Source organism: Halobellus captivus (assembly GCF_003697845.1).
In the GTDB taxonomy this organism is placed as follows: Archaea; Halobacteriota; Halobacteria; order Halobacteriales; family Haloferacaceae; genus Halorubrum; species Halorubrum glutamatedens.
This window is the reverse complement of the sequence record NZ_RDQE01000015.1, coordinates 25,521-46,290: the sequence shown is the minus strand read 5'-3', so window position 1 is coordinate 46,290 and position 20,770 is coordinate 25,521. Positions and strand designations below refer to the sequence as shown.

The window sequence follows — 20,770 nt, the reverse complement described above, 5'->3', positions numbered from 1 at the left end:
CGGATTCCCCGCACCCCTGCTGGGGGTCGAAAAACCACCACCGGCTATTAGACCCTCAACGTCGCTTCAAAGTTAGAATTCAGTATAACAATTCATCAGACAACCAACTGATAGAGGCAAGCCTATTCTTCGAAGAGACAGCGAGCGGCTGCATCGTCGCCAGCGAGGGTCTGCTGATCCTCGTCCGTATCAGCGAAGAGTGTTGACTGATCTCCCTCGGATGTTTGCTCAACTTCGGGTCGATCGTCGACGCCGAACTCACACGCCTCGGGCTGATCAAGACGTGAATCCCGGTCACGATGATCCACGTCAGCGCCGAAGTCCTCAAGCGAGGTCTCGACGCTTGTTTCGGTTACTTCGAGTTGGCCATCGTCACCGAATGCGGTCTGTCGTTGAATCTCGATCTCTGGTCGATCGCTCATCTGGATTGAGCCTCCACCCACCGAGGCTCCGACAGACACCTCCGGGCGTTGGGTCAATCGTCTTGTGCGCGGAGTTCGCTGGCCCGCTGTTCAAGCTGGCGGAGGATCTGGACCCGTTGCTGATTCGCGTTCTCGTAGGCGACGCAGGCTCGCAGCGTCTCCATATTGTTGATCGTCACGATACCAGCGTTGATGAGTCGCGTATTCGATGGCTCGAGCCGTTGTTCTGGCGAAAGATCGCTTGCGTCTGTTGTTTGACCGTCTGGATTGCTCACTGATGATCGCCTCCGTCACTGCTGAGGCGACAAAAAACAGCCCCCGCCGTTACTCGTCTTCTTCCTCGGGTTGGATCTGGCGGGCGTCCTCAGCGAGATCGTGGATGTACTCCCGAAGAATCTCCATGTCCTCGCGAGCGTCTTCGAGAGTCTTGCCTTTCGCTTTGGCCACGATTTTGTCCTGATCGCGGGTGCCCGTCCCGCGAGTAAGCTTCACGGTGAGGGAGACGCCGACGTCACTGCGTTCGACGTACTCCGTTCGTGTCGTCTGTTCACTGGCTGCGGTCGATTCGTCATCCGCACGAGATGGTTGGGTATGTTCTGACATGGGTTACCTTCGGTGATTGATATTCAGATGGACGGTGCGGCCGGCTCGCCGGGTGTTTCGTGAAGGATTGCGTCGATCTCGGCCCCGGTGAGTCGCCAGCGTCCAGCAGACCCAGCACAGTCCAGTTGGCTCACGACCTCGGTTTTGAATGCCTGGTAGTGGTCGAGGGCGAACGCTTCGTCACCTGTGTAGTCGAGGAGGAGTGCGAGCGCGAGTTGTGCCGGACCACTACCACCATATCCCCATTCGAATCCCGAGGGACTGTGATTCACCAGCGCGAGACTCCGCTCTGGTGTGAGCCGTTCTTGGCCGGGACGTTTCTCAACGATAGCCTGCCCGCTCTGCCGATACCCGACGTAGGCGATGTCGCAGTCGCTCGCTGGGTGTGTCTGTTCAATCGAGTGTGTGTCGCTAGGTCTACTCATTGGTCTGTTCGGGAGCTACTCGTTCGAGCACCCCCGCACCCCTCAGGGGGTGAAAAACAGTCACAGGGACTGCTTGCCCCTACGCGAGATGGGAGATATCGGCTGGTTCGTCGACCTCATCGAATTCACCACGCTCGACCGGCTGCCAGTCATCGCCGGGTGCTGGACTCCACCAGTCGACCTCGTAGGCACCCGGTGCGCCGAGGATCTTCACCCGTGCCGACCCATCGGGTAGATCGCGACGGAGCTTTTCGTCGACGTGGAGGTTCCACGTTGAGTGGGTGTCGAAGCAGGCGAGCACGGCCTCCTCGTAGCCGCGTGTCTCTCGGGATTCTTGGAGTTCGACCTGTGTGTTGCAGTTCTTGCAGAACACACCTTCGAACGGAATGTGACTGAATATCTCGTGCCCGCAGACGGGACACCAGAGGAACTCGAACAGTGCTTCGCTGTGGCGGTCGATGACTTCCAGACTCATCTGTGAATCTGGCCCGATTGAGACGGGCCACCCATTCCGGCCCAAAATAAACGTCACCGCAGATACGCTCCTATCAATCAGCGCTCGGCGCCGTACACGATTCGCGAGGATGTTTCGTACCCACAGTTCCGACACTCGACCCAGCGCTGAACCTTCGCGCCGTCAGCCGTTTTTCCGCCGATTGCCACATCGCTGTTCGGACACTCGGGACAACTCAGTTCGGGCGCTGGCCGTTCCCGGAGCTCGTTACGGAACGATTTCGCGTCTTTCGTCTCGTACCCCCGCGACCACACTGGGTAGCCGTCGACGAGGATTACGCCACGCCACTTGTAGCGGTACGAGTCCGGTGCTCGGTGTAAGACTGCCCGAGCTCCGGTCTCGGTGTTCCGGTATGCGAGTGTGGGCGACCGACTCTCGCGCTTCCAATTTGTGATCCGGGACATCTGTTAGAAGTGGACGTCGGCGGGCACGATCCAGAGTTCCTCGCTCTCCTCCAGCACTCGATCCAGCTGCTCACGGTGACGGATCCCGTTCGCATATTCGTTGTACAGGAAGATCGTTGGCCCGTCGTAGGCGCCGACCTGGTGGAAGGCGTGCCGAGCGAGATCTTCGTCGCGCATGATCTCCTCATCGGAAAGTTCGTCAAGTGCCTCCCTCACCCGTTCGAGATTGCGCTCGAACTCCTCTTTCGTCGCCTCCCAGCCACGCTCAAGCAGGTCTTGGCCGTCATCGGAGTCGACGGGGGCTGCAGTCGGTAACTCACCCCATCGCGCCTTCCCCGCAACGGACGTGTCCTCCTCATCGAACGTCACGTGGTAGTCGAAGACAGCGCCGGCGTGTGGGTCCGCGCCGACCAGGCGGTCGAACACCGACTTTCCGCTGGCCAGTGCGTCGTCGTGGGTCGATTCTTCTACCAGAGCGTAAATTACCATGTGCATCTCGAACACCTCGAAACGCCGACGCACCGGGAGTGGTTGATCGTTCGCTCCTGCTGCGCCGGCACCCATCGCCGGCGCTCGAAAAACCCTGATCTAGCGGTCGATTCTTAGGACTCGTTCGTTCGATCGACTGTGATGGTCAGGTTTCCGGACTCGTAGTCAGCTTCGAAGTCGACGGTGAACGCATCCGAGTCATATGCGGCGTGGTAGGCGCGGTGACGCCTTAGCGAGCCCGTCGCCTTGAAGTGGAAGAACGCAGCCGACGTGTAGGGCTTACTCTGCGTCTCGATTTGCGTCTCAACTGACGCCGGAAGTGCAATCTGTGGCGTGTCGGTGTCAATACTCGCAGCGAACTCCTTCGCTTCCTCGACGGTCGCCTGTGAATGTGCGGGCGTCTCGCCAGTGAGCACGTTCACCGGTGTCTCCGTCTCATCGGTGAACAGGACATCGTGGAAGGTGCGCGTCCCGAGGACTGCGTCGGGATCTAACTCGCAATCGTGGAATGGATCGTCGTCTGAATTCTCGGGCATCAAATCACGAGCCAACGGTGGGGCTCAGTCCTTTCTGCCCCAGACAAACCACAACTAGTCTCGATGTAGCGGAGGTAAGTCCCGAAAGAAGAGCGTCCTGCCCGCACTTCCCGCCGCAGAATCAGGCGTCGATGATTCGATCGGGCTCGATTCGTGACAACCGCATCGCGTTCCCGGTGACGCCGAGGCTCATCCCCATATCTCCGACAACGACTGCCAGCGCAACGCTGACCAGGCCCAGCGGCACGCCTAACGCGAGCAGAAGCTTCACGCCGAGGCTCGCCCAGATGTTCTGCCGGATCACGCCGTTGGCCGTATGCGACAGGTCGTACAGGTACGGGAGTTTCCCGATGTCGTCGCCCATCAACGCAATATCAGCCGTTTCGAGGGCGGTGTCGGTGCCCGCCGCGCCCATCGCGATGCCGACCTCCGCAGTGGCCAGCGCGGGGGCGTCATTGATGCCGTCGCCGACCATCGCGACCTCCCCGTACTCCGCCTGTAACTCCTCGACTGCGTCGACCTTCTCGTCGGGTAGGAGTTCGGCGCGATATTCATCGACACCGACCTGCTCGGCGATGGCGCGGGCGGTGCCCTCGTTGTCCCCGGTCAGCATCACCACGCGCTCGACGCCCAGCTCGTGCAGGCGTTCGACAGCCCGCTTCGAGGCCGGGCGCACCTCGTCGGCGATGGCGATTGCACCCAGCAGTTCCGACTCCGTCCCGACGATAACGACCGTCTTGCCCTCCCGCTCCAGTGAGGTGAGCGCGTCCTCGGCGAACGCCCCGTCGTCGGCCTCGGTCGCCTCTTCCGCCACGACGCCGCCGTCTGTCTCGCGGCGTGCTCGAGCGAGGTCGAAGCCCAGCTCCTCGAAGAGCGCGGGCTTGCCCGCATAGTACGTCTCGCCGTCGATCTCGCCCCGGATGCCCTTCCCCGTGAGGCTCTCGAAGCCACTCGGGTCGGGCAGGTCGCCCACGCCCGCCTCCTCAGCACGGGCGAGAATCGCCGCAGCGATGGGGTGCTCACTGCGCCGCTCCAGCCCGGCGGCGCGACGGAGCAGATCATCCTCAGTGGTGTCGCCGACCGGGACGACATCGGTGACGGCGAGTTCGCCCTTCGTGAGCGTCCCCGTCTTGTCGAGCGCGACGGCATCGACTTCGCCCATCGCTTCGAGGTAGTTGCCGCCCTTGATCAGGACGCCGTTCTTCGCGGCGCTGGTGATGCCCGACACCACCGAGACGGGTGTGGAGATGACGAACGCACAGGGGCAGGCGATTACCAGCAGGGTGAGCCCGCGGATGAACCAGGTCTGCCAGTCGCCGGCGAAAGTGAACCCGTACCCGGCCACGTCCACCGAGATGGGGTCGGCGATAACCAGCGGCGGGATAGCGGCGGTCAGGATTGCCAGCACAACGACGAGGGGTGTGTAGTAGCCGGAGAAGCGGTCGACGAACTGCTCAGACTCGGTCTTCTTCGCCTGTGCGCCCTGTACCATCTCGATGATGCGCGAGAGCGTCGAATCGCCAGCGGTCGAGGTGACCTCTACCTCGAGGTACCCCTCTTCGTTGATCGCGCCGGCGTAGACCTCGTCGCCGGCAGTCTTGTCGACGGGGACGCTCTCGCCCGTGATCGGCGACTGGTCGACTGCACTCTCGCCGTCGATGACCGTTCCGTCGAGCGGAATCTTGTCGCCGGGGCGGACGACGACGGTCTCGCCAACGTCGACCTCCTCGGCGGGAACGGTCACTTCCTCACCATCGCGAAGGACGGTCGCCTCGTCGGGCGAGAGTTCCATCAGCTCGCGCAGGGAGTCCCGTGCCCTGTCCATCGCGTAGTCCTCGAGCAGCTCGGCGATGCTGAATAGGACGGCCAGCGTGGCGGCCTCGACGAAGTAGCCGATACCGGTCGCCGCGATGATCGCCGTCCCCATCAGCAGGTCGATGTCGAGGCTTCGGTTCTTCGCGGAGTAGTACCCGCTACGGACGACGGGGATGCCGCTGGCGGCGACGGCGCCGAGGAACAGGACATCTGCGATGTGGAGCGGGTACTCGAGGACGCTCGCCACCGTGACGTTCTGTCCGGTGAGGAGGAATTCGAAGAGGAGGCCGAGCGTGACGAACGCCGCGCCGAGCCACGTCTTCTTCGCGCGAGGACTCGTCCAGACCTCCGATGGTGGCGCGATGTCGACGCCGTCGGTCGCCTGGTTGTCCTCATCATCGCCCTCAGCGTCCGAGCCCCCGACGACCTCGTAGCCGGCGCCTTCAATCGCCTTGATTACGTCGGCTTCGCTAGTCCGATCAGGGTCGTACGTGACGTTGGCCGTGCCGGTGGTCGGCTGGAGCGTGGCGTCAGTAATGCCGTCGACACGCTGGAGGCTCTTGTCCACCTTTTGGGCGCAAGAGGGACAGTCCATCTCGGGAACGGCGAGGCGGGCGGTCAGCTCACGTCGCTGTCCGCCGCCGCTCGTTTCTCCTGCTGCGTCCGGATTCTCTGTCATTACCTCACGGTAGGAGTGGGAGTTCCATATGTCTTTGTTGGAATATTCCAACTGCGGCCCTCAGTGCGATGCCAGCCGTTCTTCCGCTACCCGCTCGCCGGCGACATGTTGCTTCGCCAAATGTTCTTCCGCCCGACGGAGTCGGTAGGTGAGTGTTGACCGTGGCACGTCGAGATGCTCGGCGAGTTCGCCGACGTCGACCTCGCGGGGTGACTCGTAGTAGCCGTGTTCGACAGCGGCCTGGAGTGCGGCCTCCTGTGCTGGCGGCAGGCCGCTCGGTGTCCCGTCGCCTCCCCCAGCTGATGTCGTCGTATCCGCGGTGCGGAGCATCTCCATCTGGGCGCATTCCCCGACGGCAACCCCGAGGGAATCGAAGAACGCCGCCACATCGCCCTCGTCGGAGTGAATGAGCCGCCACGTGTAGTGGCGGCCCTCGTGACGGGTCTCGAACAGCACACCGTCGCCGAGGTGGTCGCGGGCGATGTGGGGGACTGAGGCACAGGCAGGGGTCCGCTCCCAGTCGGAGTAGAGGATGAGCGTGTCGTCCGTGCGGTCGAGGACACGGGTGGTCTGGGTTGCGCCGCAGTCCTCGGTGGCGAGACAGTCGGCGTAGTAGTCGCTGTTGCGAAACGCGTCCTCGATGGCGTCGAGTGCGTCCGGAGTGCCGGTGGCATGGTCGACTCGCCAGAGCTGGTCGGCAGTGGCGTGCAGCGAGAGTGAACGAACGCGAGCGTCGGGGTGGTCTGCGAGGGCGTCCGCCACCCTGTTGCAGCCGGGCTCGTATTCGAGAGCGAAGACGAGTTCGCGCATACCCCGACTAAGGCCTGCCACGACATAACCCATGGCTTGGGGCGATGTCTACTGGCGGGTATCAGATCACGTCGTCCGGGTCGTGAACCTCCTGCATTCGCTGTGCTTCGGCCGCGTATTGCTCCTGGAGGTCGGGGTCATCGACCATGCCAAGATTGCCGGGTTCAGCATCGACTGCTGCTGTCGTATCTCGGACGTCGGTGAAGGACGTGAGTGCGCGTTCCTTCCGATAGTACTGTTCTCCATCGGGTGTTGCGTAGGTGAGGATGATCAGGTTCTGCTCGTCATCGGAGTACGTCCGTTCGACAAGCCAAACACGAACGTCATCTTCAGACTGATTTGACATACTTAGACGTCCCCCGATATCCACTAAGGGATTGGTGTTACGGCTTGCCGAGACTCGCTGTCTCGAAGGGTGATTCTCCGGTCGGAATGAGCAGCTCCTGTCGGTCTCCGACCCGCTCAGCGAGCTTCCGTTTCAGATACTGTATCGCCGTTGACGGCGTGAAGACGCCCTTATCGAGCATGTCGCCGACGACGTCTTTGAGGGCCGCGAACTGTCCCTGTAGGTGGCCGTCGCCGACCGGCTTGCCGTCGTACCAGCGCACCGTCGCGAGCGCGCCGTTCCCGACGGTCTCTCCCTGTTCGACCGTCTCCGAGTCGTACTGCAGCCCGAACCACAGCGTCCGATAGGCGGTCACCTCGAAGGTGGGTGACACCACGAAGATCGCCTCGTGGTGGAGATAGTCGAGGTGGTCCGCGACGATCTCGTCGAGGGTGAGCCCGGTGGCACGGGGCTTCGGCTTGACGACCGACGACGGACGATCCTCGCCGGCGAGGTAGCCGTCGACGCCATCTGCTTCGAGGCCATCGGCCAGTTCCGCCAGCAGCTGTTTCGCCCACTTCGAGTCGGTGTCGTCGCCACCGAACGGTGTTTCGGCCGAGATTCGGTGCTTGAGCTTGAGATTCGCTGCACCCCAATGAGAGTAGTGGAGCGTGTACTGTCCGTCTGTGCGTTCGTACGCAACGAGTGCGCGGTGGCCCATTGAACAATCTCCTTGCAGGACGACCCACGACTGGATCGCCCCGCACCCCTCCCGGGGGACGAACAACGCTACTCGTCGATCGGGTCGGGGGAACTGAGGTCCGCGTGGAGGACTTCGCCGTCGCGAACGACGTACCGTTTCGCCAGCACGGGAAACCGGCACTTGGTAAATCCGGCTGTCTGGATGTCGAATTCTTCGTTCGGTTCGAGATACTCCGCGAGCGACCGGAGGAACTCGTGAGTGACGATGCCACCGTCGTAGTCAGGAAGACCGTTCTCACGGGCCTCGTACACTTCGAAGCTGTCGTAGCCCCAGATAACGAGTTCGCCGTCGTCGTCCACTTCCCAGTTGAGCGTCCCGAAGCAGTGGTTCTCACAGAGCTCGCGGACTGCCTGTGGATCCGATACGAGCGCGCCGGTCGATGTCGTTGCGGCTTGCAATGTTGCCATGGATTGTTCTCGGGAGCGGTCTCGCGCCCCCGCACCCTTTCAGGGGGCGAGCAACTGCTCACGCTGTGACGGCCACATGACGTTGCGCTGCCGATGCGTCGAGCTGTCAGGATTCTCTGTTGATGTCACCGTCCCTCGTCGTATTCGGTTGGGTGAGAAAATCTACCTGCTCGAGGAGCGTCGTCGCGGTGCTAATTCGCTCTCGATCAGCGGGCTCCAATTGGTCGCTGTCGATACTGGTGAGGCTACTGAGCGCGCGGTGGAGTCGATAGCCGGGGGTGTCTCGTGGATCCATGTGTGCGCCTCCGCCAATTCTCGGCGCCGAAAAACACCGGCGGGCAGTCAGCAGGTGTGGTATCGTCGGGTGGTCGCGAGCTGGCTTCTGTTAACCAACAACTCCGAGCCGACACCAGAATTGTTGGTTAATTTGACGTCGTCTTTACTGATCGGCTTCGGGTTCGGGCCCGTAGCGTGGCGTGCCGCACCGCTGACAGCCCCACATTGGCTGCCCGGTCCACTCGTCATCGGGGACAGCCTCGAACTCGCGGAATCGATGCTTAGTCTTCCGATCACACTCCCGACACTCGAGGTGAGTTCTCTTCGGGCGCTCGCGTCGTGGCTGTTCGGTATCGGTCTTGTCAACGGATTCCTGGACCGCAATCGCTGGCACCAGCCAGAGGTCGCCGTCTGCGTCCTCACGTAGGCTTGCAAGACGATCTTCGGAGTGAACCCCACTCCCGGTTTCCTCGTAGAGGAACGTCGTGTGCTCGCCGTCGTGACAGGACTGCGTCGTCTCTGTCCACGCCGTCCGCTCACGAGCAGCCGCGAGCAGCTGATTACCACATTCAGACGTGACCCGTGTCGCCGAGGGGAGCGAGGGCCACTGATCGACAAGCCGTGGGGCCGGTTCCTCGTCGAGATCATAGATTAGCTTGCAGTCATCGACTACTGGGTCATCATCTCCCTTCGCGAGGAGGGTGGCCGCAGCAGATCCCTTCGCGACGGCGCCGTAGAACGTCGACGCCTCTACGAGCAGCTGGATGACGTGGAGGAGAGTCCGTTCGACATTCGATGTGTCCTGGTCGTCGGCTCCTTCGAGATGGTTCGTGAGACAGAACCGGCACTTCGACTGGCCAGCGGGGATTGACGCTCCACAGGAAGCGCACTCGGTCGCATCTGCTGTCGGGTCGTCTGGATAGTCCGTGTCGACGCCACCAGAGCGTTGCCGCCGGGGCTCGCCACTACTACTGGCGAGTTGGTCGTCGGGAACGTGGGTCGCTTCGCCGAGCGGTCGGAGGGCTTCGTAGTCGGCGTACTGGTCGGTCATAGAGTGAGCTGGCCGTATCATGCTTCGTCTTCGGGTTTAAATAATGGCTCTCACATCAATCAGCCTACAGACATACAACCGAAAATCAGCAGTGTGGGCGTTAGACAGCCAGTTCGTCCAGTGTGTCACGGTGGGTCCGCACGGTGACCACTGAGACGTTCGCTACTTCAGCGATGTCCGACTGGGTGAGCCACCGCCCGTCTTCGCGTCCGGCCTTGTACAGACAGGCTGCGGCGAACCCGGATGGTCGAACCCCCGTGGTTGCTCCGGTCGATTCGGATGCTTCTGCCAGCTGCCGAGCCCGCTGCCGGATTTGATCGGAGACGTCGAGCTCAGACGCCAACTGCGGAACGAACGCACTGGGCGTCACCGGCTGGGCCGGCAGGCCAAGTTCCGTATTCAGCGTCGTGTATGCGTTCGTCACCCGCGATTGCTCGACGCGCGCCGACTCGGTGATGTCGTCGAGCGTTCGTGGTCGTCCGTTACACCGACACGCGCCGTAGACGCTCGCGGCGGCCATCGCCTCGATCGACCGGCCCTGCAGGAGGTCCTCGTTCTGGGCACTCCGGAAGAGCTGGCAGGCCTGGTCACGAAGCGTCTCGGACAGTTCGAGCGCACTACTGATCCGGCGGACTTCACTAAGCCCGTGTGCGAGGTTGCGTTCAGCTTTCGACTGAAACCGCCCACGGGTCTGTTCACGCCGCATCCGAGCGAGCCGCCGTCGCTTCTGTCCTGAGAGTTCGTTCCCGTTCGCATCGGTCCCGCGGCCGATCTCCGTCGACAACCCTCGATCGTGCCGCGCCGCCGTCAACGGAGCGCCCGTGCGCTCCCGTTCGTCTTCGTCGAACCCTCGCCACTCTGGCCCGTGGTCGATCCGTTGCTCGTCGATGACGAGGCCGCAGTCCTCGCAGACGGTTTCGACTGCGTTGGTAGTGACCCGCCCGTCGCACTCGGGACACAGATTAGCGCTCGACTCCGTCTGGACGTCCTCGTCGAAGTCAGTTTCGTAGATGTCTCTGATTGCCATGGTTCTCACCGTGTTCAGGGAACTCGCCAGTACGGCGAGCCCCTCACCCATTGAGGGGACAATAGACTCTATGCTGGACTGAAGTGCCTACACAGGGAGTCGGGGGAACTTCGATGCCTGCCGTAAGAACGGCAAGAAGTGGAACAAGGTCCGCGACTGGGGCTACGACGAAATGTCACTAGACCTCCTGTACTCCAGATCGAGTCCTTTCTCATAGGATATGATGGGGCAGGACTAATCGTCCCGCTTCAGTGCTGCGTAGTACGGCACGCCCATCCTCACCGCGCCAATGAGTCTGTAGATGCCGTAGACGGCGCCAAGGGAGATACCGACGGTTACAGCCCCGAACTCCATCCCGAGCTCCATCAACATCGTCACACGCGGCAGCACACGACTGAGCAACGGGACGGATTGCAGGAAGAGGCCTGAGTCGAGAACGAATGGTGTACCACCGTAGACGGCGAGCAGGACGGCGTCCTTGAACTTCAGCACGCCAAAGAGGAGTAGCAGGCACACGCCACTGTAGATCCATTCGAGGTTCTCTAGAACGGCCTCCCGACCCACAGCGATAGAGGTGTCCTTGTTACCGGAGAAGTCACCTCGGATCTTGTTGATGGTCTGATGGAGGTCGTCGAACACTGTCGGATAATCAGACTGTTCCAGCATAGGTCTTGTTCCGGGTTCCACTTTCACTTCGCTTGGATCGAACTTTTGAACGTATACTCCGTTATTACACTTGGAGCCTGGAATACAGTGTCACACGCTCCAGCGCTTCATCCCCCATGTCGTCGGAACAATCGATCCTCGGAACCTGTCCGGCTTGCGACACCGAGATACCCGCAGGTATGCTCCTCATCGAGTACGAGAAGGACGACCACCGAGCGGTCTACGCGGAGTGTCCATTATGCGAGGATCCTGTTCATCCCCGGTGAGTTTCTACCCACATCCGCCCCATCGTCGAGAGCTGCGTTTCGAGACTATTTCCGACCTTCTCGCGGTCCACATACCCCTTTTCGTCGAGTTTCGAGACGTTGTACTGGACGCGGCTGCGGAACGACTCGTCGTACTCCTCACCCTCTTCTTCAGCCAGCTGTTCGGCGAGCGCCGACGTCGACGCAATCGGATCCTTCCCAAAGAGGAAGTTCAGAATGGTCTTCTCGAAATCCTCAACGTCACTGCCAGGCGACGACGGGAACTCGACGTACATCTGCCCGTCGAGGTCTCGGGCACCCTCCGTCACACCGCTTTCGTTGATTCGGTCGAGCAGCTGCACGATCTCCTCGTACTGGCTGTGCACGGTCAGATCCTCGTACTGCTTCAGATCATCGAGCGTGTCCGCGGCGTTCTCCAGAACCTCCATCATCCGGTGCACGAGATATTCCTCCGGCGAGACGTAGTAGGTGTGGAGCCGGTCTCGAATCTCATCCATATCCTCCTGGAACTCGGCGATTATCGAGTCGGCCGCAGTAGCGAAGGCGAAGGCGACCGTGCGAGGCATCGAAGAGATGTTGACGAAAACCTCGTTATCAGCCTTCAGTTCGTCGAGGATGTAGTCGTACGCCATCGGATAGAGGGTCTCATAGTCGAACATGCCCTCGATTTCGATGGATTCGAGCTGGACCTCGACGTCAATCAGTTTGAACGAATCTTCCAATCGGCGAGTCATATTCGATGCGAGTTGCGCGGCCTTACTCGTTGCCTCATCGTCTGGATCGCCTTCGTGCGTGATGAGCACGACTCGGTCGGCCTCCATCTGTCCCTGCGAAATTGGATAGATGAGACGCTCGAAGTCGAATCCAACTGGGATAATATGGACTCGTTCGGTCATAGTTCCCTCTGTCTGCGGTTTAGGCTAAAGACCTTCGTTATACGCTTCGTATGTGGGACGAATTATGGCTTCTTCGGACAGTTTGTGTTTTGGCAAGCCTAATAAATAGTGGTTGTGTGAACAAAAGCGAACAAGACTTATCCCTGTGCGGTGAGTAGTGTCACGACAGGCGCCACCGAGACACAACCGCGCCAGAGAGATCCGACATGCCCGGCGACCGATTCCCGCACGAGTTCGTACCGAAGACCAAACCTGGTGCTTCCACCGATAGACGCCTCTTCGGCTACAACGTCGAGGAGTTCCCGGCCCTCCAAGCACCGTTCCGCCGGTCGATTTGGTTCGTAAACCAACCACGAGAGGCGTTCATGCATCCCGACCAGACGCTCATCATCAACTCGATGGAGCAGAACAAGTTCCTGGTCGGTCGGACTCCTGAGGACGAGTTCGAGCGGCTACAGGATCTGGACGGGATCGTCGACGTCTACTTCCCAGGCGACCGCTGGGTCATGGACAGCGACGAGATGGACCGTCGCGAACTCCTGAGCGAGATTGAGCGATCGGTCGAGGGGCAGAAGGCGCTCTACCGTATGGTTGAGGATGCCGAACTCGACGTCGAACTCTATCCCATCATCGTGGGGTGGGAACCGTGGCACTACGAGCACTGCCGGGAGCTGTTCGAGGTCTTCGGCACGAAGTCGTGTGCCTTCGACGGGACCGAGTACAACTCGAAGTTCAACCTCTGGGACGACCTGGAGGCCCTGGTCGAGACGCTCGGCCCGGATCGGATCTACCTCAACGGTCGGGTCTCACACGAACACCTCCTCCACGCCCCAGACGAGGTCGTTGCGTTCTCCGGAAAGACGTCGATCCTGGACGAGTGCAGGCAACCAAACGGGGAACACGACCCCGAACGGTTGACCGAGACTATCAACTGGAGGATCGAGGCCCTGCACAGCTCGCAAACAGCACTTGACGAATTCATGGTGATCAACTAATGCCACGCAAAGGCGGCGGACCACCTGACGGACGTACCGACGAAGAACAATGGCAGCCTCCGGGACGCGAGGAACCACTCCAACGGTCACTCGATATGGCCTTGGAACTTGAACTGGACGATGAGGAGGAAGACCCGGAGTTCATCTACGGCGATATCGTCCACGATGCTGAGGCCGACGAACCGATCGCCTTGGTCGTCGTGAACATTCCTGGACTCGAACTCGACGAGTGGGAGTTCGAGGACGGGGAAACGCTGGCCGACAAGACTCCGAAGTACCCGGATGACGACGAGATCATCGTAGTTACCCCACTCGATGTGCTCGAACAGCACATCCCGAGATGGGGCGACCGGGAAGCTGCAATCCCACTCGAAGAACTCGTCGAGGAGGAAATTCCCTTCGCACCCTTCCCGTCCCTCCAACTGGTTCGGGTCGAAGACTCCCACCTTCGAGACTGAGATGGCCGACGAACTGTGGCCGTTCTTGATCTTACTTGCCCTCTTGGTCCTCACCGGAACGCTCGGGACCGTTATCGGCGCGTTCGGAGACGTTGTGCACCTCCTGTGTCCCGACCCGTCGAGCCCATTCAGTGTCTGGTGGTGTTAGGTGTCCTGCATAGTCTATGACCGAGATCCCCTCCTGCAGGTGCATCAGCGGTAGGTCTTCTCAGGCGTCCAGTGCGGCGGCTAACTGTGCTTCGACGATCGGTGAGTCGGTCGTCCGGTGAGCTTCGCGGAGGTGGAATGTGAAGCCGTTCGCGGGCTGTGAGAGTATGTTCCTTGGACATCGTTGCTCAGGGCACGTTGTCTGTGCCCCCACTGCTCCTCTGGGTACACACAAACACCACTCTCTCAACCCTGGACAGCCGTCTCACTGCGCTCCTCTCAAGCGTGGGAGCCCGGTCGTGGCTGCCGGCCGACCAGCGGGAGGCCGGGAGCGGAGGGTGGGGTGGCGGGGTCTGGGTCGGTCCGGCACACAGCAAAAAAGAAGGCTGCGCTAACTGGCTATTCTTCCCACCACCGACCGCGCTCCGGGAACTCGATCCTGCTCCAGCCCGTGATCGCGAGACTGCACCGACCTTGGTACCAGTTCTTTTTGACCGCTCTGAACCTGACCGTCTGCCCCTCCCGAACCACCGTTTTCCCGCTCTTCTCCCAGACCGTGAATTTCGTGCGCCCGCTCTCATCTTCGATGAGCCCGACTTGTTGAATTGAGTTGTCACTTGGGGTCCAGAGTTCGGTAATTTCACCCTGGACCGTCACTTCCCCGACGGGCACGTCCGGCACATCTGCGATGGGCACGATTGCACCGGGGACCGCCTTCTGCTCCTCCAACGTTTCCAGCACCGCCTTGGTCACGTCCTGGCCGCGCTGCACCTTCTCGGCCAGTTGCTTCGCGACGACCGCTCTCGACCAGCCGCCCTGCACTTCGTCGCTGATCCGCATCGCCTGCTTGTTCACCGCCGCGAGTTCCTCCTGCGTCAGCTTCTCTCGGGGATCCGTGCGCTCCACCGGTTCGGGTTCGTCCCGGCCACACTGCTCGACGACGACCTCCCGCGTCCGCTTTGCGCGTCCCTCCTGCTGACTGAGTTCCGCCTGGACACTGATGTGCTCCAACTCGGCTTCCCGGGCCTCGATGCGCTCCTCCTGTTCGAGGGTCTTCCCGTACAGGTGATCCGGGCCTTCCTCGATCCGCGCATCTGGATGATTGGAATCGACTTTCGCCTGCACTTCCATGTCGACCGTCGCCCGGAACTCCGGGGTTTCATCGACGACCTCGAATCCGTCCTCGTCGACCTGCGTTTCCTCGTGTTTCTCGAAAGCCTGTTCATCGACCGAAACTACTTCACTGGAGACGTTCTTACTTGACATTGGAATCGACCTGATTCCGAAGGCGCTCACGCGCCCGACACCGCGATGCTGCTACATCGCGGTTCTTCGACGACAACGCCCGACAGAACCATCTACGCGCTCTCGCTCGCGCCTTCGTGAGCGCCCCCTGGGGCGCGAGCGAGAGCGCCAAAGGAAGGTCACCCAACCAGAACCGCGCGCCGACCCGCCCGGAGCGAGCGGCCAGCTTTAAGCCGTTTCTCGCGTCCGGCCCGAACTGCGGGTCCGTGTCCAGGGCGACGGTCGTGAGCACGGCGAGTCGTTGTGTGACTCGCCGCGCGGAACGGCCCAAAGCGCTGGAACGCGAAAGCCCGCGAGGGGCGCAACCGAAAACGCGCTTAATGCTGGCGCCGAGGGCACATGCACTTTAGCCCGGAACGGGCGCGGGCGGTGCGGAGAGCGCCCGCATGCCCGGAATGGTCGGTCGCGAGCGACGCGGAGGGCGGTAGCGGCGAGCGGGGCGTGCCGTTAAGAAACACCGCTCAACCGGGCTCGACGCTCAGTGACACAGCTGACGTCCTGGCGGACTCAGAAAGGGCGAGGCCGCCTCGGTCGTCCCCCGACCCCGCTAGCACCGAGTGAAACGAGGCGCGCAGCGTGGGTCGCGGGATGCCGAGCGACCGAGGGATTTCGAGAAGGGTCTATGCCTGCGAGACGAAAATTGCCACCCACCGACAACGTCGGGTTATTCCCCATGAGGACGTCCACACCTTTCGGTGACACATCGAGCCGAATCCTCTGGATGATGAACTTGACCGTGATGTTCCCATCTGATGAGGTAGTCAACTGCTTGAGCGCTTCGACATCGACGTAACCGGAGAGCTGATACGCGGTGTTCTCGAGCGCACTCGCCTCCAGTATCCATCCTTAACCAACACCCCGGGTTTAACCTCGGTTCTGTTGGTTACTCATCTGACTTACTCCACCACTTCCGGAGCTTTGGCTGCCCTCTTCTGTGCGACACAAAGCTTTTCGAGCATCTCTGATAGGTTATGACTATGCGCCGACGCGCCCTCCTCGCGGCCGCTGCCTCGTCTCTCCCCGCAATAGTCGCTGGCTGCACCAGCCCCGGTGGGTTCAGTGGTAGCAACGCCGCCGCAGAAGCCCCAACAGCGCGGCTCGAACTGACGACGATCGCAGACGCGAAACTCCCGACGAAAGTCCTCTATACCGTCCGTCCAGCGGAAGGCAACGACGCAACGGCCCAACTGTTCGACCGTATCCTTGATGGCGGCACGAAAACGAAGGCAACCCGGCCGCCACTCCCCAAACAGCAACATATTGCCTACCAAGAGGGGGTCTACGAGCTATCATACGAAGTGGTCGAGGAAACGCCGGCCACCAGATATTCCGTGAAAGTAGATATCGTCACAGACTCAGTAATCGAGGCAGAAGCCATTCAGTTCGCCGATCTCCCCGAGCTTGATCAACAAGAATTTGCTGAACATGGGCTCGCTGATGGTGATCCGGTCGGTATCGGAACGACGTTCCTCTATACGGACACCGAGCGCGAGCAGTCTGTCCTCGTCCCCGAGTCGGAGTACTCGTATATCACCTGGGACGACGGGACTGAAGCCGAATGGGTCGTCGACGACGCCTACGACACGACGTTGAACACCTATCGATACACTGCTGAACAAGTAGCGACGGCCGCCGACTACGGCCAACAGATGCGCGAGCGGTTTACGTTCGAACTTTCAGGGCTTCCGGAGGCTCAGCGAGAGATCGTTGAGACGGCAATTGCAGACGGACAGTACATTGTCGGCCCTGACGAGCCGCCGTCTGATGCACTTGTAGCGCTCGCCGACCGGTTCCGAGGGCACGAACAGGCTCATGGACTCGACGAGGACGGCGAAGGCGACCTGAGCGGCACATATCTGGTTCGGTACCAGGGCGACGTGTACTGGACGACGCTCGTCGTCCAGCGCGACGTATTTCTGACGACAGCAGGCTGATCGAGGAGGACTGCTCCGAAGAGGTAGAGCCACAACAACCCCCGGGCGGGACTGAAAGGGGCCGGGCGCTCGTCGTCCCCCGACGACGCAAGCACCGAAGGCATGAGGCGCACAGCGAGTCGCGGCCGGCGAGCGTTCGGAGGCTTTCGAGGTGATCGCACCAAACGCTAGCAACTGTTTGTCTCTCCAGAAGAACCTGTGGTAACGGTCGTTTCAGCCAGCGTTCTGGATAAAGAATCCGTACTGCCAACTACTGTCATAGGGTTCTAAATCTCACTCCGACTTATCCGTCAAAGAATCAAACGTTGGCCTACTGGTAAAGAGTAATGTTAGGTCAAGCACTATAGTGCCGTATGTCGGTCCTCCATCGGTGGTTCTCGGTGTCGGAAACATGGAAGCGTCCTCTCGCTATCAGTATCGCAGTCACCGTCCTCTATTCACTCGGTGTGTTCGCGTATAGCCTCCTCCCAACCTCGAATGTTTCAATCTCAGGAACGCTTTGGGACGCACTTGTGCTATCTATGGCGTTTGGGTTGGTAACAATAGGGATTCCCGTTTTTCTCTGGCTTCGATATAAAATCCGTAGCCCGGGGGCACTATTGGTAGGTATCCTCGTTTTCTGGCATATACTCGTGTATATCCCACCAATTGGAAGTGGACAAGGGGATTCGCCCGGGTTCCTCTTTGTGTTTGTGTGGGCACCATTTTATCTCGTTGCCTATGGGATTCTAGCGTCGGTAGAATACTGGCTCCGTGGTCGTGAATTCTCGCAGACTAGTACGATTGGCTGATTGGGAGATATACGTGATCTCCCTTTAGACCAACTTCGGAGGGGCCATGTTGTGTCGCTGACGACGATGAATCTTGCCGGCGTACGGAAGGAGGACGCTCCAAACAGGTTTAGAATACTCGTTTAACTAAACGACCACAAAGGTGTGCGACAGTCCCAATCGCAAGGAGCCCCCCGGTAAAAGCGAGGAATATGAGCCATGTCGGAGAGTCAGTACTCGGAGGCAAGACGAGGTGATACCCGATTAAATACACGAAGAGTCCGACAACCGGCCCTAACGAGACGAGAATTGCCGTTCTGATGTCGTGACCGGTTGCTGACGCGTAGAAGGCACTCATCCCGACGACGAGGAGGACACCACCCATCACATACGCCGGTAGTTCTCCAAGTGATTGACCAGCCGTTTCAAACAGAAATCGGTCGATCCCGAATGTTGCTAGCGTTACAACTCCCATGATTGCAGAGAGACCACGATAACCAATTTGAGGGGGTTTGCCTGGCTTGTGGAGGTTTTTCAGGGCGCTCATATACCAAAGATTCCACTCGTATGACTATATTCCTTCGGGTCATCCAGGCTGAATCCTCAAGGCCGCGGGTTTAAGCAATTCACTAAATATCGGTGCCACCCTTCCGTCAAAGAACCAAACATAGACCGTTGGGGAGCGCTATCGGACACGACGGCGCGTCGTTTCCGAGGAGGCCAGTATCACGCGCTTGCAGTTCGGTGTTCTCTAGTCAGTAGCCTTATTCTGGAGATAGAGCTGTACTTAGAGTACGTCCGAGTAATGCGAGCGTCCAGCGGGTCGACATCCACTCCACACAATGGAAGCGTCCGTTCGCTAGCGTCAAGGACGCTACGGCGACACCTCGCGGGTCTGTGCGCTATTCGTTGGGCGACACTGCGGCACCCTCCACGGGAAACCACTGGTGATCGTCCCACTGGAACCGCACGGGCCGTGCCGTCGGCCTGACTGTTGTGTTCGTTGCTCGTTCGAGCAATGTTCTCGAAGCAACGAGGTCGGCGTGTCCCTCGAAGCCACACGGGCAGGTGAGTGTCTCTTGATGCCGGCGTGTTCGGTCCCGCTCGCCACACTTCGGACAGGTCTGGGACGTCCACGCCTCGGATATTGTTTCTACGTCGATCCCGTACTCTTCGCAGACGGATGAGAGTCGATCAATGCACTGTCGGTGAGCCCAGAACGACCTTGCCTTGAGGTTCGCCTCCACCGACCAGTACTCACCGAGCACTCCGGTGAGATCGCCGTGGTAGAGCGTTGTAACACCAGCTTCGTCTAACCGTTCAACTACGTCACGGAGGAGCGCGTTCACCGCATGATCGCGCCGTCGAGAGCGCTTGCGATAGAGACGCTTGATTCGCTGACTGGAGTGTTGTCCGTCGGGGAGTTTCGCTTGGGCGTTGGCGATAGCGTTAGTCGTCTCTCGAAACTGCTCGAACGGTTGGTGGCCACTGTAGAGATACTGCCTACCGGTTGTTGTCGTACAGGCAACGAGCACGTTTGCGCCGAGATCGAGTGCAGCGGCCTCAAAGCCATCTAATCTGCTCTCTTCGACATCGTCGATGGTTACGGATTGATGCACGCGGTACGTCTCTTCGACCGAGTCGTACGAGATTTCGAGTCGACCACTGTCCCCATGCCATTTCGGATTGCCCCGAACCGGTAACCGAAGCCGTTCGTACATTCCGAATCCGTACTCGTCTTTGAGATCCATGCCGATGCGGATTTCCAGTCGTGACCGCCTATTCCACTGAATGGTGTACGAATCGTTTCGAATGTAGGTTCGGAGCTCTCGGCCATCGTCTTGATTCCCCCAGTAGCCGGGAGGACTCGGGTCGTATTCTGGCTTGTCGAGAAGTTCGAAGAAGGATCGCCACGCGGTATCGTTCACGCGAGCGATCTGTTGGGTCGTCGCTCCGCTTAGCACGTCGACGTACTCGTCGTAGTAGCCATCGCACTCCCAGACACTTTCGCCGTCGAAGAACTGCTGGCGGCGGTCGTAGGTGAGTTTATTCCAGAGGCTTGCCGACGCGTCCAGCACCCGCGTAAGGATCTCTTCTGTTGTTTCAGAGTCGGGAGCGATATCAAACGTATTCGTTCGTTTCATGACTCTGAACGATATTGCATCCAGGGCACGCCTTCGCCGATTCCGGTTGACTGCACGATTCTCGGAAAACTACTGTCAGATTTGGTCTGGCAACGTCGTCTCATTTTCAATTCCTCTCTGGTGAAGGCCCGATCACGTCGCGCCTCCGCCCGTTCCGGGCGCGAAAAACCAACACAAGAAAGTCGAGTTGGGGTCACATCATCGGTTGCTGTGGCCCCACACCCGCGGGACATAGCCGAGATGCTCGATGTCGTCAGCGTAGTCACGAAGGAGTCCGATGAGGACGACTTCGGGAACGCCGGATTCGGCTTGGTTGACCAGCCAGTCTTCCAGTTCGTCTTCGGCCTGCTCAATCTCGTTAAGGTCAACGGACATCCGGCCAGTCCCCCGCTGATTGACGATACACCTGTCGCTGGTGGCGTTGTTCCATCAGATATCACCTGTATTACCATGCAGGCACGATCGCTTCGCGCCTGCACCCATTGCAGGCGCAAAAAGAACCACCGGCGACGTAGTCAGTGCAGAGGTGTGCCGATATGCCCGCTCGTGTCCGGCCCGATGCGCGGGCCCGTGTCCAGGGCGACTGTCGCCGCGAACGCGCGCCGCGGTGTGGCGCGCGCCAGCGCAGGCGGCACCAAGCCCT

26 protein-coding genes are annotated in these 20,770 nt (G+C 60.2%); 4 read left to right on the top strand and 22 right to left on the bottom strand.

Features of this window, described 5'->3' with window-relative positions; all coding sequences use genetic code 11:
• Positions 1–122 precede the first annotated feature (122 nt).
• From EAO78_RS15505 to EAO78_RS15425, 17 genes are all read right to left on the bottom strand, one after another.
• On the bottom strand, positions 123–422 hold the full coding sequence (locus EAO78_RS15505) for a hypothetical protein (protein ID WP_006183440.1): 300 nt from the start codon (positions 420–422) through the stop codon (positions 123–125).
• Positions 423–475: 53 nt separating this feature from the next.
• The gene (locus tag EAO78_RS15500) at positions 476–697 is read right to left on the bottom strand and encodes a hypothetical protein (protein WP_006183441.1); all 222 of its coding nucleotides are present in this window, start codon (positions 695–697) and stop codon (positions 476–478) included.
• Positions 698–746: 49 nt separating this feature from the next.
• Entirely contained in the window at positions 747–1,025 is a 279-nt protein-coding gene (locus EAO78_RS15495) for a DUF7389 domain-containing protein (RefSeq protein ID WP_006183442.1), read from the bottom strand.
• Positions 1,026–1,048: 23 nt separating this feature from the next.
• On the bottom strand, positions 1,049–1,450 hold the full coding sequence (locus tag EAO78_RS15490) for a DUF6166 domain-containing protein (protein ID WP_122106725.1): 402 nt from the start codon (positions 1,448–1,450) through the stop codon (positions 1,049–1,051).
• Between the two features lie 79 nt (positions 1,451–1,529).
• On the bottom strand, positions 1,530–1,925 hold the full coding sequence (locus tag EAO78_RS15485; RefSeq protein WP_006183444.1) for a DUF7567 family protein: 396 nt from the start codon (positions 1,923–1,925) through the stop codon (positions 1,530–1,532).
• Between the two features lie 77 nt (positions 1,926–2,002).
• Positions 2,003–2,368, bottom strand: coding sequence for a DUF7568 family protein (locus tag EAO78_RS15480; RefSeq protein ID WP_094530896.1), 366 nt, complete (start codon positions 2,366–2,368; stop codon positions 2,003–2,005).
• A gap of 3 nt (positions 2,369–2,371) precedes the next feature.
• Complete coding sequence (locus EAO78_RS15475) at positions 2,372–2,863, bottom strand: hypothetical protein (protein ID WP_119712887.1); 492 nt, start codon at positions 2,861–2,863, stop codon at positions 2,372–2,374.
• Between the two features lie 107 nt (positions 2,864–2,970).
• Positions 2,971–3,393, bottom strand: a complete 423-nt coding sequence (locus tag EAO78_RS15470; RefSeq protein WP_006183447.1) for a hypothetical protein — start codon at positions 3,391–3,393, stop codon at positions 2,971–2,973.
• 121 nt (positions 3,394–3,514) lie between these two features.
• Positions 3,515–5,887 (bottom strand): heavy metal translocating P-type ATPase, encoded by a 2,373-nt coding sequence (locus tag EAO78_RS15465; RefSeq protein ID WP_015299293.1) that lies wholly within the window; start codon positions 5,885–5,887, stop codon positions 3,515–3,517.
• Positions 5,888–5,947: 60 nt separating this feature from the next.
• A complete protein-coding gene (locus EAO78_RS15460; RefSeq protein WP_006183449.1) occupies positions 5,948–6,697 on the bottom strand; it encodes a helix-turn-helix domain-containing protein in 750 nt (249 codons plus the stop codon).
• A gap of 61 nt (positions 6,698–6,758) precedes the next feature.
• Positions 6,759–7,043 carry a hypothetical protein gene (locus EAO78_RS15455; protein ID WP_006183450.1) on the bottom strand — a complete coding sequence of 95 codons (285 nt, stop codon included), beginning with the start codon at positions 7,041–7,043 and terminating at the stop codon, positions 6,759–6,761.
• A 37-nt stretch (positions 7,044–7,080) separates the two neighbouring features.
• Positions 7,081–7,743 (bottom strand): DUF6735 family protein, encoded by a 663-nt coding sequence (locus EAO78_RS15450; protein ID WP_006183451.1) that lies wholly within the window; start codon positions 7,741–7,743, stop codon positions 7,081–7,083.
• A 68-nt stretch (positions 7,744–7,811) separates the two neighbouring features.
• A complete protein-coding gene (locus EAO78_RS15445; RefSeq protein ID WP_006183452.1) occupies positions 7,812–8,192 on the bottom strand; it encodes a hypothetical protein in 381 nt (126 codons plus the stop codon).
• Positions 8,193–8,298: 106 nt separating this feature from the next.
• Positions 8,299–8,487, bottom strand: coding sequence for a hypothetical protein (locus tag EAO78_RS15440; RefSeq protein ID WP_096396460.1), 189 nt, complete (start codon positions 8,485–8,487; stop codon positions 8,299–8,301).
• Between the two features lie 144 nt (positions 8,488–8,631).
• Positions 8,632–9,519 carry a biosurfactant protein 1 gene (locus EAO78_RS15435; RefSeq protein WP_122106739.1) on the bottom strand — a complete coding sequence of 296 codons (888 nt, stop codon included), beginning with the start codon at positions 9,517–9,519 and terminating at the stop codon, positions 8,632–8,634.
• A 100-nt stretch (positions 9,520–9,619) separates the two neighbouring features.
• Positions 9,620–10,546, bottom strand: coding sequence for a transcription initiation factor IIB (locus EAO78_RS15430; protein WP_122106738.1), 927 nt, complete (start codon positions 10,544–10,546; stop codon positions 9,620–9,622).
• 234 nt (positions 10,547–10,780) lie between these two features.
• Complete coding sequence (locus tag EAO78_RS15425) at positions 10,781–11,185, bottom strand: hypothetical protein (protein ID WP_122106724.1); 405 nt, start codon at positions 11,183–11,185, stop codon at positions 10,781–10,783.
• Positions 11,186–11,328: 143 nt separating this feature from the next.
• Here EAO78_RS15425 and EAO78_RS18800 point away from each other — a divergent pair, with 143 nt between their 5' ends.
• Complete coding sequence (locus EAO78_RS18800; protein WP_363463562.1) at positions 11,329–11,478, top strand: DUF7837 family putative zinc-binding protein; 150 nt, start codon at positions 11,329–11,331, stop codon at positions 11,476–11,478.
• On the opposite strand, the gene EAO78_RS15420 is transcribed toward EAO78_RS18800, so the two are convergent.
• The gene (locus EAO78_RS15420) at positions 11,466–12,374 is read right to left on the bottom strand and encodes an HFX_2341 family transcriptional regulator domain-containing protein (RefSeq protein WP_122106723.1); all 909 of its coding nucleotides are present in this window, start codon (positions 12,372–12,374) and stop codon (positions 11,466–11,468) included. The two genes, EAO78_RS18800 and EAO78_RS15420, sit on opposite strands and share 13 nt — an antisense overlap.
• Positions 12,375–12,580: 206 nt before the next feature.
• On the opposite strand from EAO78_RS15420, the gene EAO78_RS15415 reads away from it, so the two are divergent.
• Both EAO78_RS15415 and EAO78_RS15410 read left to right on the top strand, forming a co-directional pair.
• The gene (locus tag EAO78_RS15415) at positions 12,581–13,369 is read left to right on the top strand and encodes a hypothetical protein (protein ID WP_122106722.1); all 789 of its coding nucleotides are present in this window, start codon (positions 12,581–12,583) and stop codon (positions 13,367–13,369) included.
• Between the two features lie 95 nt (positions 13,370–13,464).
• Complete coding sequence (locus tag EAO78_RS15410; RefSeq protein WP_122106721.1) at positions 13,465–13,827, top strand: hypothetical protein; 363 nt, start codon at positions 13,465–13,467, stop codon at positions 13,825–13,827.
• 546 nt (positions 13,828–14,373) lie between these two features.
• Here EAO78_RS15410 and EAO78_RS15405 read toward each other — a convergent pair.
• Positions 14,374–15,240 carry a DNA-binding protein gene (locus EAO78_RS15405; protein ID WP_122106720.1) on the bottom strand — a complete coding sequence of 289 codons (867 nt, stop codon included), beginning with the start codon at positions 15,238–15,240 and terminating at the stop codon, positions 14,374–14,376.
• A gap of 1,016 nt (positions 15,241–16,256) precedes the next feature.
• On the opposite strand from EAO78_RS15405, the gene EAO78_RS17955 reads away from it, so the two are divergent.
• Complete coding sequence (locus tag EAO78_RS17955; RefSeq protein WP_162498083.1) at positions 16,257–17,213, top strand: hypothetical protein; 957 nt, start codon at positions 16,257–16,259, stop codon at positions 17,211–17,213.
• A 900-nt stretch (positions 17,214–18,113) separates the two neighbouring features.
• On the opposite strand, the gene EAO78_RS17765 is transcribed toward EAO78_RS17955, so the two are convergent.
• The 3 genes from EAO78_RS17765 to EAO78_RS18275 form a co-directional block, all read right to left on the bottom strand.
• On the bottom strand, positions 18,114–18,530 hold the full coding sequence (locus EAO78_RS17765) for a hypothetical protein (protein WP_136516523.1): 417 nt from the start codon (positions 18,528–18,530) through the stop codon (positions 18,114–18,116).
• Between the two features lie 355 nt (positions 18,531–18,885).
• On the bottom strand, positions 18,886–20,127 hold the full coding sequence (locus tag EAO78_RS15380; protein ID WP_122106716.1) for an RNA-guided endonuclease InsQ/TnpB family protein: 1,242 nt from the start codon (positions 20,125–20,127) through the stop codon (positions 18,886–18,888).
• A gap of 198 nt (positions 20,128–20,325) precedes the next feature.
• Complete coding sequence (locus tag EAO78_RS18275; RefSeq protein WP_203227906.1) at positions 20,326–20,502, bottom strand: hypothetical protein; 177 nt, start codon at positions 20,500–20,502, stop codon at positions 20,326–20,328.
• Positions 20,503–20,770: the final 268 nt, after the last annotated feature.

What these genes read in the sequence shown, in the direction of transcription:
- EAO78_RS15460 (WP_006183449.1), bottom strand. Translation starts at nt 6,697, where the DNA reads ATGCGCGAACTCGTCTTCGCTCTCGAATACGAGCCCGGCTGCAACAGG.
- EAO78_RS15450 (WP_006183451.1), bottom strand. Translation starts at nt 7,743, where the DNA reads ATGGGCCACCGCGCACTCGTTGCGTACGAACGCACAGACGGACAGTAC.
- EAO78_RS15470 (WP_006183447.1), bottom strand. Translation starts at nt 3,393, where the DNA reads ATGCCCGAGAATTCAGACGACGATCCATTCCACGATTGCGAGTTAGAT.
- EAO78_RS15435 (WP_122106739.1), bottom strand. Translation starts at nt 9,519, where the DNA reads ATGACCGACCAGTACGCCGACTACGAAGCCCTCCGACCGCTCGGCGAA.
- EAO78_RS15445 (WP_006183452.1), bottom strand. Translation starts at nt 8,192, where the DNA reads ATGGCAACATTGCAAGCCGCAACGACATCGACCGGCGCGCTCGTATCG.
- EAO78_RS18800 (WP_363463562.1), top strand. Translation starts at nt 11,329, where the DNA reads ATGTCGTCGGAACAATCGATCCTCGGAACCTGTCCGGCTTGCGACACC.
- EAO78_RS15455 (WP_006183450.1), bottom strand. Translation starts at nt 7,043, where the DNA reads ATGTCAAATCAGTCTGAAGATGACGTTCGTGTTTGGCTTGTCGAACGG.
- EAO78_RS15405 (WP_122106720.1), bottom strand. Translation starts at nt 15,240, where the DNA reads ATGTCAAGTAAGAACGTCTCCAGTGAAGTAGTTTCGGTCGATGAACAG.
- EAO78_RS15430 (WP_122106738.1), bottom strand. Translation starts at nt 10,546, where the DNA reads ATGGCAATCAGAGACATCTACGAAACTGACTTCGACGAGGACGTCCAG.
- EAO78_RS15380 (WP_122106716.1), bottom strand. Translation starts at nt 20,127, where the DNA reads ATGAAACGAACGAATACGTTTGATATCGCTCCCGACTCTGAAACAACA.
- EAO78_RS15415 (WP_122106722.1), top strand. Translation starts at nt 12,581, where the DNA reads ATGCCCGGCGACCGATTCCCGCACGAGTTCGTACCGAAGACCAAACCT.
- EAO78_RS15485 (WP_006183444.1), bottom strand. Translation starts at nt 1,925, where the DNA reads ATGAGTCTGGAAGTCATCGACCGCCACAGCGAAGCACTGTTCGAGTTC.
- EAO78_RS17955 (WP_162498083.1), top strand. Translation starts at nt 16,257, where the DNA reads ATGCGCCGACGCGCCCTCCTCGCGGCCGCTGCCTCGTCTCTCCCCGCA.
- EAO78_RS17765 (WP_136516523.1), bottom strand. Translation starts at nt 18,530, where the DNA reads ATGAGCGCCCTGAAAAACCTCCACAAGCCAGGCAAACCCCCTCAAATT.
- EAO78_RS15495 (WP_006183442.1), bottom strand. Translation starts at nt 1,025, where the DNA reads ATGTCAGAACATACCCAACCATCTCGTGCGGATGACGAATCGACCGCA.
- EAO78_RS15505 (WP_006183440.1), bottom strand. Translation starts at nt 422, where the DNA reads ATGAGCGATCGACCAGAGATCGAGATTCAACGACAGACCGCATTCGGT.
- EAO78_RS15465 (WP_015299293.1), bottom strand. Translation starts at nt 5,887, where the DNA reads ATGACAGAGAATCCGGACGCAGCAGGAGAAACGAGCGGCGGCGGACAG.
- EAO78_RS18275 (WP_203227906.1), bottom strand. Translation starts at nt 20,502, where the DNA reads ATGTCCGTTGACCTTAACGAGATTGAGCAGGCCGAAGACGAACTGGAA.
- EAO78_RS15420 (WP_122106723.1), bottom strand. Translation starts at nt 12,374, where the DNA reads ATGACCGAACGAGTCCATATTATCCCAGTTGGATTCGACTTCGAGCGT.
- EAO78_RS15410 (WP_122106721.1), top strand. Translation starts at nt 13,465, where the DNA reads ATGGCCTTGGAACTTGAACTGGACGATGAGGAGGAAGACCCGGAGTTC.
- EAO78_RS15475 (WP_119712887.1), bottom strand. Translation starts at nt 2,863, where the DNA reads ATGCACATGGTAATTTACGCTCTGGTAGAAGAATCGACCCACGACGAC.
- EAO78_RS15480 (WP_094530896.1), bottom strand. Translation starts at nt 2,368, where the DNA reads ATGTCCCGGATCACAAATTGGAAGCGCGAGAGTCGGTCGCCCACACTC.
- EAO78_RS15440 (WP_096396460.1), bottom strand. Translation starts at nt 8,487, where the DNA reads ATGGATCCACGAGACACCCCCGGCTATCGACTCCACCGCGCGCTCAGT.
- EAO78_RS15490 (WP_122106725.1), bottom strand. Translation starts at nt 1,450, where the DNA reads ATGAGTAGACCTAGCGACACACACTCGATTGAACAGACACACCCAGCG.